The 15,172-nt window shown below is 36.2% G+C and carries 10 protein-coding genes, 1 tRNA gene and 3 rRNA genes; 12 read left to right on the top strand and 2 right to left on the bottom strand.

Annotated features, from left to right (window positions below):
* Window positions 1–106 precede the first annotated feature (106 nt).
* From ACWJJT_RS10860 to ACWJJT_RS10830, 7 genes are all read left to right on the top strand, one after another.
* On the top strand, window positions 107–820 hold the full coding sequence (locus ACWJJT_RS10860) for a beta/alpha barrel domain-containing protein (protein ID WP_462954735.1): 714 nt from the start codon (window positions 107–109) through the stop codon (window positions 818–820).
* Window positions 821–876: 56 nt separating this feature from the next.
* Window positions 877–1,065, top strand: coding sequence for a hypothetical protein (locus ACWJJT_RS10855; protein WP_165414545.1), 189 nt, complete (start codon window positions 877–879; stop codon window positions 1,063–1,065).
* Window positions 1,066–1,397: 332 nt separating this feature from the next.
* Entirely contained in the window at window positions 1,398–1,586 is a 189-nt protein-coding gene (locus ACWJJT_RS10850) for a hypothetical protein (RefSeq protein WP_462954734.1), read from the top strand.
* A 305-nt stretch (window positions 1,587–1,891) separates the two neighbouring features.
* Window positions 1,892–2,965, top strand: a complete 1,074-nt coding sequence (locus ACWJJT_RS10845; RefSeq protein WP_462954733.1) for a pyridoxal-phosphate-dependent aminotransferase family protein — start codon at window positions 1,892–1,894, stop codon at window positions 2,963–2,965.
* Between the two features lie 154 nt (window positions 2,966–3,119).
* Window positions 3,120–4,031, top strand: a complete 912-nt coding sequence (locus ACWJJT_RS10840; RefSeq protein WP_216304487.1) for a D-2-hydroxyacid dehydrogenase — start codon at window positions 3,120–3,122, stop codon at window positions 4,029–4,031.
* Window positions 4,032–4,057: 26 nt separating this feature from the next.
* Window positions 4,058–5,302 carry a DUF1015 domain-containing protein gene (locus ACWJJT_RS10835; RefSeq protein WP_216304489.1) on the top strand — a complete coding sequence of 415 codons (1,245 nt, stop codon included), beginning with the start codon at window positions 4,058–4,060 and terminating at the stop codon, window positions 5,300–5,302.
* Window positions 5,303–5,481: 179 nt separating this feature from the next.
* Window positions 5,482–6,309: a tRNA threonylcarbamoyladenosine dehydratase gene (locus tag ACWJJT_RS10830; RefSeq protein ID WP_462954732.1), complete on the top strand. Its 828-nt coding sequence runs from the start codon at window positions 5,482–5,484 to the stop codon at window positions 6,307–6,309.
* A 137-nt stretch (window positions 6,310–6,446) separates the two neighbouring features.
* On the opposite strand, the gene ACWJJT_RS10825 is transcribed toward ACWJJT_RS10830, so the two are convergent.
* A complete protein-coding gene (locus ACWJJT_RS10825; protein ID WP_462954731.1) occupies window positions 6,447–7,640 on the bottom strand; it encodes a class I SAM-dependent methyltransferase in 1,194 nt (397 codons plus the stop codon).
* A gap of 177 nt (window positions 7,641–7,817) precedes the next feature.
* Between ACWJJT_RS10825 and ACWJJT_RS10820 the strand changes: the two genes are divergently transcribed.
* From ACWJJT_RS10820 to ACWJJT_RS10800, 5 genes are all read left to right on the top strand, one after another.
* Window positions 7,818–8,759, top strand: a complete 942-nt coding sequence (locus ACWJJT_RS10820) for a GNAT family N-acetyltransferase (RefSeq protein ID WP_462954730.1) — start codon at window positions 7,818–7,820, stop codon at window positions 8,757–8,759.
* 548 nt (window positions 8,760–9,307) lie between these two features.
* A 16S ribosomal RNA gene (locus tag ACWJJT_RS10815) occupies window positions 9,308–10,826 on the top strand.
* 292 nt (window positions 10,827–11,118) lie between these two features.
* Window positions 11,119–14,044 (top strand): 23S ribosomal RNA (locus tag ACWJJT_RS10810).
* 116 nt (window positions 14,045–14,160) lie between these two features.
* Window positions 14,161–14,277, top strand: a 5S ribosomal RNA gene (rrf, locus tag ACWJJT_RS10805).
* Together the 16S, 23S and 5S rRNA genes with 1 tRNA gene alongside form the textbook arrangement of a ribosomal RNA operon.
* A gap of 5 nt (window positions 14,278–14,282) precedes the next feature.
* Window positions 14,283–14,358, top strand: a tRNA-Phe gene (locus ACWJJT_RS10800).
* A gap of 50 nt (window positions 14,359–14,408) precedes the next feature.
* On the opposite strand, the gene ACWJJT_RS10795 is transcribed toward ACWJJT_RS10800, so the two are convergent.
* Window positions 14,409–15,083 carry a uracil-DNA glycosylase gene (locus ACWJJT_RS10795; protein ID WP_462953396.1) on the bottom strand — a complete coding sequence of 225 codons (675 nt, stop codon included), beginning with the start codon at window positions 15,081–15,083 and terminating at the stop codon, window positions 14,409–14,411.
* Between the last annotated feature and the right edge of the window lie 89 nt (window positions 15,084–15,172).

Below are 15,172 nucleotides of genomic sequence, written 5' to 3'. Positions count from 1 at the left end.
AATTATAATGGGGATATTAATAAAATGTTAGTAGCTTCGTAATAATTAGATTAAATATTATATTAGTGTTAATATTAAATAATTATAAAAAGAGAGAAGGATAAAAATGGAAAAAAACATTGAATGTAAAAATTTAAGTAAAAAAGTGCCTCAAATAACAGGGAGTTTGAGGAGCCATATGATAGAACTACCAAGTGCAATTAGGGATGCTAGTGGGATTGTAATATTTGGGAAAAGGTTAAAATCTTTTGTTTTTACTACAGATGTTGCAGTTATAAGAAATACAAATGCGGATGCAATTATTGCAGTATATCCATTTACACCTCAGCCCATTATAACAGAAGCCTTAGTATTAGCAGCAGATGTACCAGTGTTTTGTGGCGTTGGAGGAGGGATTACTACAGGGAGAAGGGTGACAAATTTAGCACTAGATGCTGAATTTAAAGGTGCTATGGGTGTAGTTGTCAATAGTCCTATATCAAATGATGTTATAAGACAAGTAAGGAGAACTGTAGATATTCCAATAATAGTTACAGTTGTGTCAGAATTTGAAGATACAGAGGCTAGGATAAATGCCGGAGCAACTATAATTAATGTTTCAGGTGCTAAAAAGACAGCATATATAGTTGAAAAAATAAGAGAAAAACATCCCGATTTTCCTATAATTGCGACAGGTGGTCCCAATAATGAAACTATAAGGGAAACTATAAAAGCAGGGGCTAATGCAATTACATATACCCCCCCAATAGTAGCAGATATTTTAAATGAAATAATGATTAAGTATAGAACGATTTACGAGACAGAGAATGAAGAAAAATAGCATAAAATAAAGTAACTATTGATAAAACAATTTTGATTAAAATGGTAGGTGATAAAATGGCTGTAGGTGGAGATAACTGTGATAAATGTCCTGAAGCTTCTACAAAACAGTGTAATGGAGGAGACGTGGACTGTTTATGCAAAAGATGCCCTAGAAATTTAAGGCAGTGTTTAACTACAAAATACTGTAGAGAAACTGAATCTATAATTAACATAAAAGATTACTGGTGGGATAACCTTGAATAAGGTAGTAGGATGAAAGTTGTAAAAACTTGAAGAGCATATAAAAGCAATAGGCTATTAATATAATAAATATGCTATTTTAAATAGCATATAAAGCTACTAGAACAGTTTATGTTTTGGTAGCTTTATTTAATTTACATGAAATTATAAAAAAATTAAAATTATTTAGATTAGATAAGTTTTGGTAATATATAATTTTTTAAATATGGGGCTGAAAGTTATAATAGTTGTGGTAATTTTGTAAGATAAAAATGTATAGAGGAATTATTTGATGAAAGTAGGGAAATAATAAGGAGAAATTAATTAAGTTTTAAAATATAAGGAGGAACAATATTATGCCAAATATAGAACAGATGACACATGTAGCAAATAGCTGTAAGGGATATGACTCGGTAGGAACAGGATTTCAATCTTCAATAGGAACATCATTTAGTAAAAGCTGTGATAATTGCCAGCATTTAAAAAACAATAAATGTGAAATCAATTTATATGACAAAGTTTTAGCAGGATTAGATCAAGGTTAATGCAAGTATTAAATCACTAATATTTTAGAGGCATTCCACAAGAAAGTCTCCCACTTCTAAGTGGGAGTTACACATCATAACAAAGCGAAAACTTTAGTGTAAAATAATGATAAAAGTAATTTAAAAACAAATAATAAAGCAAATGATATACTAATATAGAATTGCGTATTAAATATAGAATATTCATAACATTTATTTTAAATATATTGAGAAATTTATATTTAAGTGTTAAAATAGTTGTTAGACTTCAAGACAAATCATAAGGTTAACAAAAAATGGGAAAAGTAAAACTTGGAGGGTGAATCATGCATAAAAGATTATTTATACCGGGGCCAGTAGACGTAGCAGAGGACGTACTTCAAAAAATGGCTACGCCTCAAATATCACATAGAGGCAAGGAAGCATCGGAGCTACAAAGAAACATAAGCGACAAAATGAGAAAAGTGTTTAATACTAAAGAAGAAATACTACTTTCAACTAGTTCAGGAAGTGGTCTAATGGAAGGTGCTGTACGTTCATGTACAGCCAAGAGAGCAGCAATATTTTCAGTAGGAGCATTTGGAAACAGATGGTTTGAAATGTGTACGGATAATGGAGTACCAGCAGATAAATTTGAATCTGAATGGGGACAACCAACAACTCCAGAAATGATCGAAGAAGCATTAGTAACTGGTAAATATGATTTAATAACGATTACTATGAATGAGACTTCAACAGGACTCGTGAATAATATGGAAGTTCTTTCGTCAGTTTACAAAAAATACCCTGAAATTGTAGTATGCGTTGACACAGTAAGTAACGCTGCTGGAACAGAAGTAAAAGTAGATGAATGGGCTATAGATATTTGTATAACTTCAACTCAGAAATGTTTAGGATTACCTGCAGGAATGGCTATTTGCACATTCTCAAAAAAAGCAGTAGAAAGGGCTAAACAAGTTACAAACAGAGGAGTATATTTTGATTTATTAGGACTATATAATTGCATCCAAAAGAAGGATTATCAATATCCGTCTACGCCTTCACTTGCACATATGTTTGCTTTAGATTATCAGTTAGATAAGATATTAGACGAAGGCTTACAGAACAGATATGATAGACATATTGCTGGTGCTGAACTTGTTAGAGAGTGGGCTAGAAAATATTTTGAAATATTCGCTAATGAAAACTTTTTGTCAAATACATTAACTAATGTTAAAAACACAAGAGGAATCAGTATTTCTGACTTAAATAAGAAATTAGGTGAAAGAGGCTTTATTATTTCTAATGGTTATGGAAAATTAAAAGATAAGACATTTAGAATTGCTCATATGGCTGAAACTACACCAGAAGAAGTGAAAAATTTATTGAAAATAATAACCGAAATTTTAGAACTTAAATAATTAACAATTAGATTAAGAATGAAAAATTGTAATGTGATTTTTCATTCTTAATTTGAGTTTATGTAATTATTGAAAATAATATAATTGGTTTAAGAATCCACTAAAGTATCTAAATTAAAGGATAATATTTCTTTATATAAAGAGGAGGATAATCATGATTAGGGTATTAGTTACTGATAGTATGGAAAAAAATGCTGTTAAAGAGTTGAAAGCTAAAGGGTTTGAAGTTGTTGAGAAGTTTTATGAACCAGAAGTTTTGGGCGAAGCATTAAAATCATTTGACGTAATTGTAGTTAGATCTGCAACAAAGGTTAGAAAACCAATAATCGACAAAGCGGCAGAAGCGGGAAGACTAAAGCTTATAATACGTGGAGGGGTTGGCGTTGACAATATTGACGTAGCATATGCTAGAGAAAAAGGGATAAATGTATCTAATACTCCAAATGCAAGCAGTGCATCTGTAGCGGAACTTACGCTTGCTCATATGTTTGCAGTATCGAGATTTGTTAATATTTCTAATGTATCTATGAGACAGGGCAAATGGGATAAGAAAAAATATGTAGGTGTAGAAATTGCGGGAAAAACTTTAGGTTTAGTTGGGTTTGGAAGAATATCAAGAGAACTAGCTAAAAAAGCATTTGCACTTGGCATGACGGTCATATATACAGATATAATAGGTAAAGCTAAGGATTGTGATGAGTACGAATTCTGTGAGTTAAATGATGTATTAAAAAGAGCAGATTATTTATCATTACATATACCATTCATTAAAGATCAAGGGGCTACTATAGGAAAAGACCAATTAGATATGATGAAGGATGGATCATTCTTAATTAACTGTGCTAGAGGTGGAGTAGTTGATGAAGATGCTTTAGTAGAAGCTTTAGATAATGGCAAATTAGCAGGAGCTGGAGTAGATGTTTTTGTTGAAGAACCAACTAAAAATGAAACTTTAGTTAACCATCCAAAGGTTTCTGTAACACCACATATTGGAGCTGCAACGCAGGAAGCTCAAACAAGAATAGGTACCGAGATAATAAGTATTATTTTAGAATTTTTCAAATAAATTAATTAATCACAGGAGGGATAATCATGGCAGTAGTAAAGTCATTTAAAGCATACAGACCGCAATTAGGTTTAGTAGAGAAAGTAGCAGCTCTCCCTTATGATGTTATGGATAGTGAAGAGGCTAGAGAAATGGTAAAAGGAAAACCTTATTCATTTCTACATGTCGATAAACCAGAAATAGATTTACCACAAGGTATAGATACGCACAGTGAGCAAGTTTATTTGAAAGCCAGAGAAAATCTTCAAAAAATGATTAGCGATAAAGTGTATATGCAAGATGAAAAACCTTGTATGTATATTTATAGACAAATAATGAATGGAAGACCTCAAACTGGTATAGTTGCTTGTGCTTCAATTGATGATTATATAAATAATACAATTAAAAAACATGAGCTAACAAGATCGGATAAAGAGCTTGATAGATTTAATCATGTTGATTATACAAATTGTAATACTGGACCAATATTTTTAACATATAGACATAAAGATGAAATAGATAGTATAGTTAAAAATTGGACAGAAACAAAAACACCAGTATATGATTATAAATCAGAAGATGGAGTATCACAAATTATTTGGGTTATAGATGAGGAAGCAATTATAAATAAGCTATCAGCTGTATTTACGCAAACAGATTATTTATATATAGCTGACGGACATCATAGATCAGCTTCAGCTGTTAAAGTTGGACTAAAGAGAAGAAAAGATAACCCAGCATACACTGGTGATGAGGAATTTAATTTCTTCCTATCGGTTATATTCCCAGATAATGATTTATACGTAATGGATTATAATAGAGTTGTTTCAGATTTAAATGGAAATTCTTCAGAAGATTTTTTAAATAAAGTTACTGACAAATTTGATATAACTCCATATGAAGGTAAAGGCCAATTTAAACCAGAAGTGCAAAGAACATACGGAATGTTCTTAGAGGGAAAATGGTACAAACTGTCAGCAAAAGAAGGGACTTTTAATATGAGTGATCCAGTTGAAAGATTAGATGTATCAATACTTCAAAAGAATTTACTAGATCCGATTTTAGATATTGATGATCCAAGAACAAATTCAAGAATCGATTTCATAGGTGGAATAAGAGGGCTTGGGGAATTAGAAAGAAGGGTTAGAGAAGGAATGAAAGTTGCATTTTCTATGTGCCCTACAACTATGGATGATCTAATGGATATAGCAAATGCGGGGAAAGTAATGCCTCCTAAATCAACTTGGTTTGAACCTAAATTACAAAGTGGAATATTTGTCCACGAACTATAATCTAACATCATGATAAGAATAAAACCGTTGAAATGGAAAAAGACCACGCATATGCGTGGTCTTTTTAAATATATAGGGTATAATTAAATTATGAAATTGATTTGTTTTATTAATAAATTTTATAATATGAAAACATATAATACTTAAAATAAGATATATTTCAAAGGAGAGAGAAACATATGCCACAGCATTCATTGTCAAGAACAGAGTTACTCATAGGTATGGACAGTTTAAATAAATTACGAGAAAGTAAAGTAGTAGTTTTTGGAATAGGTGGAGTTGGTAGTTATACAGTTGAAGCATTAGTAAGAGCAGGTGTTGGAAAATTGGTATTAATAGATGATGATACAATTTGTTTAACAAACTTAAATAGACAAATACATGCTACATTTAAAACTATAGGCAAAAGTAAGGTTTTAGTAATGAAGGATAGAATACTCGAAATAAATCCTAAATGTGAAGTTATCACTCATGAAAAATTCGTAACTGCAGATAATATGGGAGATATAATTACTGAGGACACAGATTATGTAGTAGATGCTATCGATACAGTAGCTTCAAAAATATCATTAGTTGAACACTGCAGAAAACGTAATATCAATATTATATGCTGTTTAGGGACTGGAAATAAATTAGATCCAACGCTATTTAGAGTCGCAGATATTTATGATACAAAAGTATGTCCACTTGCAAGGGTTATAAGACAGGAGCTAAGAAAGAGGAATATTGATAGCTTAAAGGTTGTTTACTCAGAGGAAACCCCTATGAGGCCAAAGTTAGATGAGGTTATAACATGTAAAGAAGGTTGTGTATGTACAGGAGGTTCAAAAAAGTGTGCTATAAAAAGACAAATCCCAGGTAGTATATCTTTCGTTCCTCCAGTAGCAGGAATGATACTTGGTGGAGAAGTTATTAAGGATTTAATTAAATCATCTCCTGCGGAGCTGAACAGCTTCGAAGAAGATGAATTAACGACTCCAGAAGGGGATTTATACTCCAACTTATAGAAGTGGGAGACTTTCCTTCTGAAATGTCGTTAAAAGGAAAAATTAATATTTAATGTTATTGGGATGAACAAAAATAAGAGTGAAAATTAATGCACTCTTATTTTTGTTGAAAATTATTTGTGTAAATATATTTACCATTAATTCAAAAACGAATATAACGCTGGATAAACATTTAAATTACTCATTAAAGATATATATTCATCCATAGCTGTATCATTTTCTTCACTTGTCTTTATGGCTCTTATCATTAGATTTTTAGGTGTTTCAAGAGGAGATATATATTCTACTACAGAAACATCATATCCTTTAGCTTCTAGCAGTAATGAACGCATTCCATCTGTTAAAATATCGGCCATTCTTGATTTAAATACACCCTGCTTTAGTATGTTTTTAAAGGGTTCATAAGAATATTGCTTTAAAAATTCTCGATGGCAGCATGGAACTGCAATGATTATATTAGAGTTTACTCTAATACCTAGAGCTAATGCCATATCTGTAGCAGTGTCACAAGCGTGTAATGATAATACTACATGTATAGTTTTATCAGGTTCATAATCTTTAATATCAATAGCATGGAACTCCATATTCCTGTAATTTAAGTTTTTGGCCATGTTTTTAGATGAGTCTATTATAGGTTTAGAGTAATCTAGCCCAATAAAATGGCATTTTTTCTTTTTAACTTCAGTTAAATAATAGTTTAGTACAAATGATAAATAAGATTTTCCACAACCACAATCTAATATATTTATAACTTGATGTTGTGGGAGCTTATCTAAAATTCCTTCTAAGAGTTCTACATAGTGATCAATTTGATTATATTTTCTTATTTTATCATTTTTAATTTTACCATCTTTGCTCATTATGCCTATTTCTTTTAACAAAGCATCTGCACTACCAATCTTTATATAGTAATCTCTATTCAAAAGAGTGGAGGTAGTTCTACTAATATGAGTAGAGGGTAATTTAGAAGAAATAGTATTTAAGTCTTCATCCTCTACGAAATCCACATTTAAGCTCTTCATAGTTACATTTTTATTATCTGCAGAGATTAAAATTGAAGAGCCTCTTTCACTATAAACTAGAGATAAGCATTCATAGCTTTCGGCTTCTTTAGTTATGTTAGAAAATAATTGATTTATACTCAAAGTTTCTGTTTTTCCATTAAAATTATATTTAATATTTCCGTTATCATAAATACCTGTTCCTTTAAACTCTTTTAGACCTGTTATATAGGTAGTATCAATTTGTTTAAATATTGGACAGTTTTCAGAAAATCTATTTTCTAGGCCCATTAGAAAAAGTTTTAATTTATTAATATTTTGCTTATTCATTGTGCTCAAACCTTTCTTCTATAATTATTTTTCAACTATGCTACAAGTATAACAAAAAATTAAAAGCTATTGAAGAAAAATATAATATTATAATTGGTTATGTTATAATAAATGGTATGAAGAAAAGCAACTATTAAACTTTAATTAATGATTTTAGTGTAGATAAAGGGGCTTAAGATGAACAAAGGTAAGTACGTAAATTTAGAAGCTTTAAAAGGTAATGATAGAGAGTATATAATAAAGGATAGTAATTATATTATACTAGGAAGAATATTTATAGTTGAATTAGATAAAAAAAATAAGTTTTGTCAGTTTAGATTGAAATTTCATAACCACAATAATGGGGGTTATGAGTATTTAAAAGATACGTTAAATCTTATGCTGGGTATTTTGTTTAAAAATATGGGATTAAACAAAGTAAATGTTATGGTTCATGAAAGTATAAATATTAGTGCTTTTATTGATTTAGGATTTCAGTTAGAAGGTATTATCACAGATAGTGTAGTAAATAAATCTGAATATCAATCACAAATGATGTTTGGTATAAATGAGTTTGGACTTAAAAAAAATTCAATAAAAAGGGAACTTACAATTAAAGGAATGAATATTAAGATTCATGCATTAATTCCAAGTGATGCGGAAGAAGTGTTAGAGTTTCATTTAAGAAACAGAAAATTTCTAAGGCCTTTTGAACCGTCTAGAGATGAGAGGTTTTATACTTTAGAGAGCCAAAAACGTACTTTAGAAGAGAGCTATAAACAATTTTTGAATGGTAATGTTGTGAATTTTGGGATATACAAGAATAACAAACTTATTGGGAAAATAAAGATATCGAATATAGTGATGGGCAGTTTTAAAAATGCGTTTATAGGTTATTCTATGGATGAAAAGGAACAAAGTAAGGGATATATGAAAGAATCAGTTAAACTTGTAATGAAATATGCTTTTGAAGAATTAGAGCTTCATAGAATAGAAGCAACTACTTTAATAGATAATGAAAAGTCACAAAGAGTTTTAAGTAGTTGTGGGTTTAAAGAACTTGGTATAAGTGAAAAACATTTATACATAAATGGTGAATGGAGAGATCAAATGGTTTTTTATAAGGTTAAAAGCAGTTAACTAATCTAATATAATTGAAATTTTATTTATAACTAGAATGGCTATTGGAATAGATATTTTTATGAATTTAAGTGTTTAGGATGAGTTTACAAGTATATGATATGTATACTAATCCTAGTGTATCAATATGAGAAAAACGTAGAATAAGTAAGAAAATAAGATTATTATGCACTTATATTAAGATAAGTAATACACATCATAAAACAGATAAAAATAATTATGATAAGATATTACATGTTGCTACAGTTTAGCCGCGAGAAAGTAATCATTACAACAGAGAATTTAAATTAAAAAATTAAAAAACTGTTGACAGATGGTTAAATAACTGGTAAAGTAGTAGAAGTCGTCACATGATGACAAAGTAAATTGGTCTTTGAAAATTAAACAGAGAAATAGGTAAAGATAGCGAAATAATATTTCGTTAAACCAGTTAATTACTTTAGTATAAAGTAAAATTTAGTCGTAAGACTAAAAGTATGTAATGAGCTTGCGAATCAACTTAACAGTTGTCGCAGATTAATCATTTCAACTAAAAAAGTGTAAACTTTTAAATTGAGAGTTTGATCCTGGCTCAGGACGAACGCTGGCGGCGTGCCTAACACATGCAAGTCGAGCGATGAAACCTTTCGGGGTGGATTAGCGGCGGACGGGTGAGTAACACGTGGGTAACCTGCCTCAAAGAGGGGAATAGCCTCCCGAAAGGGAGATTAATACCGCATAATATGTTTTGGTCGCATGATCGAAACATCAAAGGATTTTTCTTTTAGAAAATTCCACTTTGAGATGGACCCGCGGCGCATTAGCTAGTTGGTGAGGTAACGGCTCACCAAGGCGACGATGCGTAGCCGACCTGAGAGGGTGATCGGCCACATTGGAACTGAGACACGGTCCAGACTCCTACGGGAGGCAGCAGTGGGGAATATTGCGCAATGGGGGAAACCCTGACGCAGCAACGCCGCGTGAATGATGAAGGCCTTCGGGTTGTAAAGTTCTGTCTTCTGGGACGATAATGACGGTACCAGAGGAGGAAGCCACGGCTAACTACGTGCCAGCAGCCGCGGTAATACGTAGGTGGCAAGCGTTGTCCGGATTTACTGGGCGTAAAGGATGCGTAGGCGGACATTTAAGTCAGATGTGAAATACCCGAGCTTAACTTGGGTGCTGCATTTGAAACTGGGTGTCTAGAGTGCAGGAGAGGTAAGTGGAATTCCTAGTGTAGCGGTGAAATGCGTAGAGATTAGGAAGAACACCAGTGGCGAAGGCGACTTACTGGACTGTAACTGACGCTGAGGCATGAAAGCGTGGGGAGCAAACAGGATTAGATACCCTGGTAGTCCACGCCGTAAACGATGAATACTAGGTGTCGGGGGTCGAACCTCGGTGCCGCCGTTAACACATTAAGTATTCCGCCTGGGGAGTACGATCGCAAGATTAAAACTCAAAGGAATTGACGGGGGCCCGCACAAGCAGCGGAGCATGTGGTTTAATTCGAAGCAACGCGAAGAACCTTACCTAGACTTGACATCCCCTGCATAACCCAGAGATGGGCGAAGTCCTTCGGGACAGGGTGACAGGTGGTGCATGGTTGTCGTCAGCTCGTGTCGTGAGATGTTGGGTTAAGTCCCGCAACGAGCGCAACCCTTATCATTAGTTGCTACCATTAAGTTGAGCACTCTAGTGAGACTGCCCGGGTTAACCGGGAGGAAGGTGGGGATGACGTCAAATCATCATGCCCCTTATGTCTAGGGCTACACACGTGCTACAATGGTGAGTACAAAGAGATGCAAGACCGCAAGGTGGAGCCAAACTCAAAAACTCATCCCAGTTCGGATTGTAGGCTGCAACTCGCCTACATGAAGCCGGAGTTGCTAGTAATCGCGAATCAGCATGTCGCGGTGAATACGTTCCCGGGCCTTGTACACACCGCCCGTCACACCATGAGAGTTGGTAACACCCGAAGTCCGTGAGGTAACCGTAAGGAGCCAGCGGCCGAAGGTGGGATTGATGATTGGGGTGAAGTCGTAACAAGGTAGCCGTAGGAGAACCTGCGGCTGGATCACCTCCTTTCTAGGGAGTAGATGTATTGACTTCGGTCGATGCAATAGAAGAATATTAATTTGTTCTTCAAAAATATCTATTGTAATTAATCGTACCTAGTTCTCTGTTTAATTTTGAGAGACTAATTTTATCTAACTCTTAGGAGTTAGATAATGAATAGTTTTTCTTAAAATGTTCTTTGAAAATTGCACAGTGAAAAAAGTTGTTTTAAAAAAATTAAAACTACGCAAGTAGTTTATAAATTAATTTAATACAATTTCGCAAAATTAATATAACCGTCTATGTAAATAGACAGAATCAAGGTCAAGCTACAAAGGGCGCATGGCGAATGCCTTGGCACTAGGAGCCGAAGAAGGACGCGTTAAGCTGCGATAAGCTTTGGGTAGGCGCAAATAGCCTGTGATCCAAAGATTTCCGAATGGGGGAACCCACATAGTAACAACTATGTACTGCATACTGAATAAATAGGTATGCAGAGGTAGACCCGGGGAACTGAAACATCTAAGTACCCGGAGGAAGAGAAAGAAATATCGATTTCCTAAGTAGCGGCGAGCGAAAGGGAAAGAGCCCAAACCCAGGTCTTTGACCTGGGGGTTGAGGATAGATCATAAATACTGCAATTCCTTAATTGAAGATAGCTGGAAAGCTGCTCCGCAGAAGGTAATAGGCCTGTAAATGAAAAGGAAAAACAGTCAGATCTAATCCAGAGTACCACGAGACACGTGAAACCTTGTGGGAAGCTGGGAGGACCACCTCCCAAGGCTAAATACTACCTAGTGACCGATAGTGAAGAAGTACCGTGAGGGAAAGGTGAAAAGAACCCCGGAAGGGGAGTGAAATAGAACCTGAAACCGTGTGCCTACAACCGGTCGAAGCACTTTATATGTGTGACGGCGTGCTTTTTGTAGAACGAGCCAACGAGTTACGATATGTAGCAAGGTTAAGTACTTAAGGTACGGAGCCGAAGGGAAACCAAGTCTGAATAGGGCGCATAGTTGCATGTCGTAGACCCGAAACCGGGTGACCTATCCATGGCCAGGATGAAGCGGAAGTAAAATTCCGTGGAGGTCCGAACCACGTTGGTGTTGAAAAACCATGGGATGAGCTGTGGATAGCGGAGAAATTCCAATCGAACTCGGAGATAGCTGGTTCTCCTCGAAATAGCTTTAGGGCTAGCGTCGATTAATTGAGTAATGGAGGTAGAGCACTGAATGGGCTAGGGGCTGACAACAGTTACTGAACCCTATCAAACTCCGAATGCCATATACTTTTATTTCGGCAGTCAGACTGCGAATGATAAGATCCGTAGTCAAAAGGGAAACAGCCCAGACCATCAGCTAAGGTCCCAAAGTGTAAGTTAAGTGGAAAAGGATGTGGGATTTCTAAGACAACTAGGATGTTGGCTCAGAAGCAGCCACTCATTTAAAGAGTGCGTAATAGCTCACTAGTCAAGAGATCCTGCGCCGAAGATGTCCGGGGCTAAAACTTACCACCGAAGCTATGGGTGTACACAATTGTGTACGCGGTAGAGGAGCTTTCTGTACTGGCTGAAGTCATACCGTAAGGAGTGGTGGACGGTACAGAAGTGAGAATGTTGGCATGAGTAGCGAGAGTTAAGTGAGAATCTTAACGGTCGAAAACCTAAGGTTTCCTGAGGAAGGCTCGTCCTCTCAGGGTTAGTCGGGACCTAAGCCGAGGCCGAAAGGCGTAGGTGATGGACAATCGGTTGATATTCCGATACCACCAATGGACGTTATTAGAAATGGGATGACGCAGGAGGATAAGATGTGCACACTATTGGATGTGTGTCTAAGCATTTAGGCGGAGCAGACAGGCAAATCCGTTTGCTCTTAACGCTGAGATGTGATGGGGAAGGGAATTTATTCCTGAAGTATCTGATTCCACGCTGCCAAGAAAAGTCTCTATCGAGGATATTGGTGCCCGTACCGCAAACCGACACAGGTAGGTGAGGAGAGAATCCTAAGACCATCGGAAGAATTGTTGTTAAGGAACTCGGCAAATTGACCCCGTAACTTCGGGAGAAGGGGTGCCTACGAAAGTAGGTCGCAGAGAATAGGCCCAAGCAACTGTTTAGCAAAAACACAGGTCTCTGCTAAAGCGAAAGCTGATGTATAGGGGCTGACGCCTGCCCGGTGCTGGAAGGTTAAGGGGATTAGTTAGCGCAAGCGAGGCTATGAACTTAAGCCCCAGTAAACGGCGGCCGTAACTATAACGGTCCTAAGGTAGCGAAATTCCTTGTCGGGTAAGTTCCGACCCGCACGAATGGCGTAATGATTTGGGCACTGTCTCAACAACACATCCGGCGAAATTGTAGTGCAAGTGAAGATGCTTGCTACCCGCGATTGGACGGAAAGACCCCGTAGAGCTTTACTGTAGCTTAGCATTGAATTTCGGTATTGTCTGTACAGGATAGGTGGGAGACTGAGAAACATGGGCGTCAGCCTGTGTGGAGTCATCCTTGGGATACCACCCTGACAGTACTGAGGTTCTAACTGGAGGCCATGAATCTGGTCACAGGACATTGTTAGGTGGGCAGTTTGACTGGGGCGGTCGCCTCCAAAAAAGTAACGGAGGCGCCCAAAGGTTCCCTCAGCGCGGTTGGAAATCGCGCGAAGAGTGCAAAGGCAGAAGGGAGCCTGACTGCGACACTTACAAGTGGAGCAGGGACGAAAGTCGGGCTTAGTGATCCGGTGGTACCTCGTGGGAGGGCCATCGCTCAACGGATAAAAGCTACCTCGGGGATAACAGGCTGATCTCCCCCAAGAGTCCACATCGACGGGGAGGTTTGGCACCTCGATGTCGGCTCGTCGCATCCTGGGGCTGAAGTAGGTCCCAAGGGTTGGGCTGTTCGCCCATTAAAGCGGCACGCGAGCTGGGTTCAGAACGTCGTGAGACAGTTCGGTCCCTATCCGTCGCGGGCGTAGGAAATTTGAAGGGAGCTGTCCTTAGTACGAGAGGACCGGGATGGACAAACCTCTGGTGCACCAGTTGTCACGCCAGTGGCATCGCTGGGTAGCTATGTTTGGAAGGGATAAACGCTGAAAGCATCTAAGCGTGAAGCCCACCCTGAGATGAGATTTCCCATAACTCGCACGTAAGTGCGATGTTAGTAAGACTCCTGGAAGACCACCAGGTTGATAGGTTAGAGGTGTAAGCATGGTAACATGTTCAGCTGACTAATACTAATAAGTCGAGGGCTTGACCTAAATATATAATTAAAAGTAATGCGAAATACTTCTTTCGTAAGAAAGAAGCGAGGCTTTGAGCGTAAGCGAAAAGACTAATTCACTGTGCAATTTTCAGAGAATATTTATATTCTCAATCTGGTGATTATGGCATGAAGGTAACACCCGTTCCCATACCGAACACGAAGGTTAAGCTTCAATGCGCCGATGGTACTGCAGGGGTGACCTTGTGGAAGAGTAGGTTGTCGCCAGGTAATGTGGCTGGATAGCTCAGTCGGTAGAGCAGAGGACTGAAAATCCTCGTGTCCCTGGTTCGATTCCTGGTCTAGCCACCAAAAACGTCTTAGATAATTCTAAGACGTTTTTTTTAGTTGGAGTGATATATTTATAAATTTTCAATTTGCCAATCGATGTTTTTTTCGCCTACCGAAGTTAAAAAATTATTAGCATCAGAAAAAGGTTTACTATTAAAAAAACCTCTATATGCGGATAATGGGCTTGGGTGAACAGACTTTATTATGTAGTGTATTGGATTTGTTACAAGAGATTGTTTTGTCTGAGCATTGTTCCCCCATAAAATAAAAACTATAGGCTCTGTTTTCTCGTTTAATAAAGCAATGATTTTGTCCGTAAAATGTTCCCAACCTTTATTTTTATGTGAATTAGCCTCTCCGGATCTAACAGTAAGAACGGTATTTAAGAGCAGAACACCCTGATCAGCCCATTTCTTTAAATAACCGTGATTAGGAATATAACAGCCTACATCATTATTTAATTCCTTATATATATTTAATAAAGAAGGGGGAATGGGTACATTTGTTTTTACAGAAAAACTTAAACCGTGAGCTTGGCTAGGTCCATGGTAAGGATCTTGACCAAGTATAACAATTTTTACATCATTATATGCTGTATATTTAAGTGAATTAAATATATCCTGCACTTCAGGATATATTTGCGCCTTTTCATATTCTTCTTTTAAAAAATATCTTAATTTTAAATAATAATCTTTATTAGATTCTTCTAATAAGAGCTCGTTCCAATCATTTACTAAATTATTCATAAAATCACCTCAATTAAGTGTAACATAAATGCATTTATTTTCATAAAATAAGTTGTTATTTTCATTGTATAAATTATAAAAATATAGGA

The sequence above is a fragment of the Clostridium sp. CM041 genome (assembly GCF_055081035.1).
Note: the sequence above shows the minus strand (reverse complement) of the source record. Positions and strands in the feature narration are given on the sequence as shown.

Bases quoted from the DNA above. Each gene is read 5' to 3' on its own strand.
- ACWJJT_RS10860 (WP_462954735.1), top strand. From the start codon at position 107: ATGGAAAAAAACATTGAATGTAAAAATTTAAGTAAAAAAGTGCCTCAA.
- ACWJJT_RS10855 (WP_165414545.1), top strand. From the start codon at position 877: ATGGCTGTAGGTGGAGATAACTGTGATAAATGTCCTGAAGCTTCTACA.
- ACWJJT_RS10850 (WP_462954734.1), top strand. From the start codon at position 1,398: ATGCCAAATATAGAACAGATGACACATGTAGCAAATAGCTGTAAGGGA.
- ACWJJT_RS10845 (WP_462954733.1), top strand. From the start codon at position 1,892: ATGCATAAAAGATTATTTATACCGGGGCCAGTAGACGTAGCAGAGGAC.
- ACWJJT_RS10840 (WP_216304487.1), top strand. From the start codon at position 3,120: ATGATTAGGGTATTAGTTACTGATAGTATGGAAAAAAATGCTGTTAAA.
- ACWJJT_RS10835 (WP_216304489.1), top strand. From the start codon at position 4,058: ATGGCAGTAGTAAAGTCATTTAAAGCATACAGACCGCAATTAGGTTTA.
- ACWJJT_RS10830 (WP_462954732.1), top strand. From the start codon at position 5,482: ATGCCACAGCATTCATTGTCAAGAACAGAGTTACTCATAGGTATGGAC.
- ACWJJT_RS10825 (WP_462954731.1), bottom strand. From the start codon at position 7,640: ATGAATAAGCAAAATATTAATAAATTAAAACTTTTTCTAATGGGCCTA.
- ACWJJT_RS10820 (WP_462954730.1), top strand. From the start codon at position 7,818: ATGAACAAAGGTAAGTACGTAAATTTAGAAGCTTTAAAAGGTAATGAT.
- ACWJJT_RS10795 (WP_462953396.1), bottom strand. From the start codon at position 15,083: ATGAATAATTTAGTAAATGATTGGAACGAGCTCTTATTAGAAGAATCT.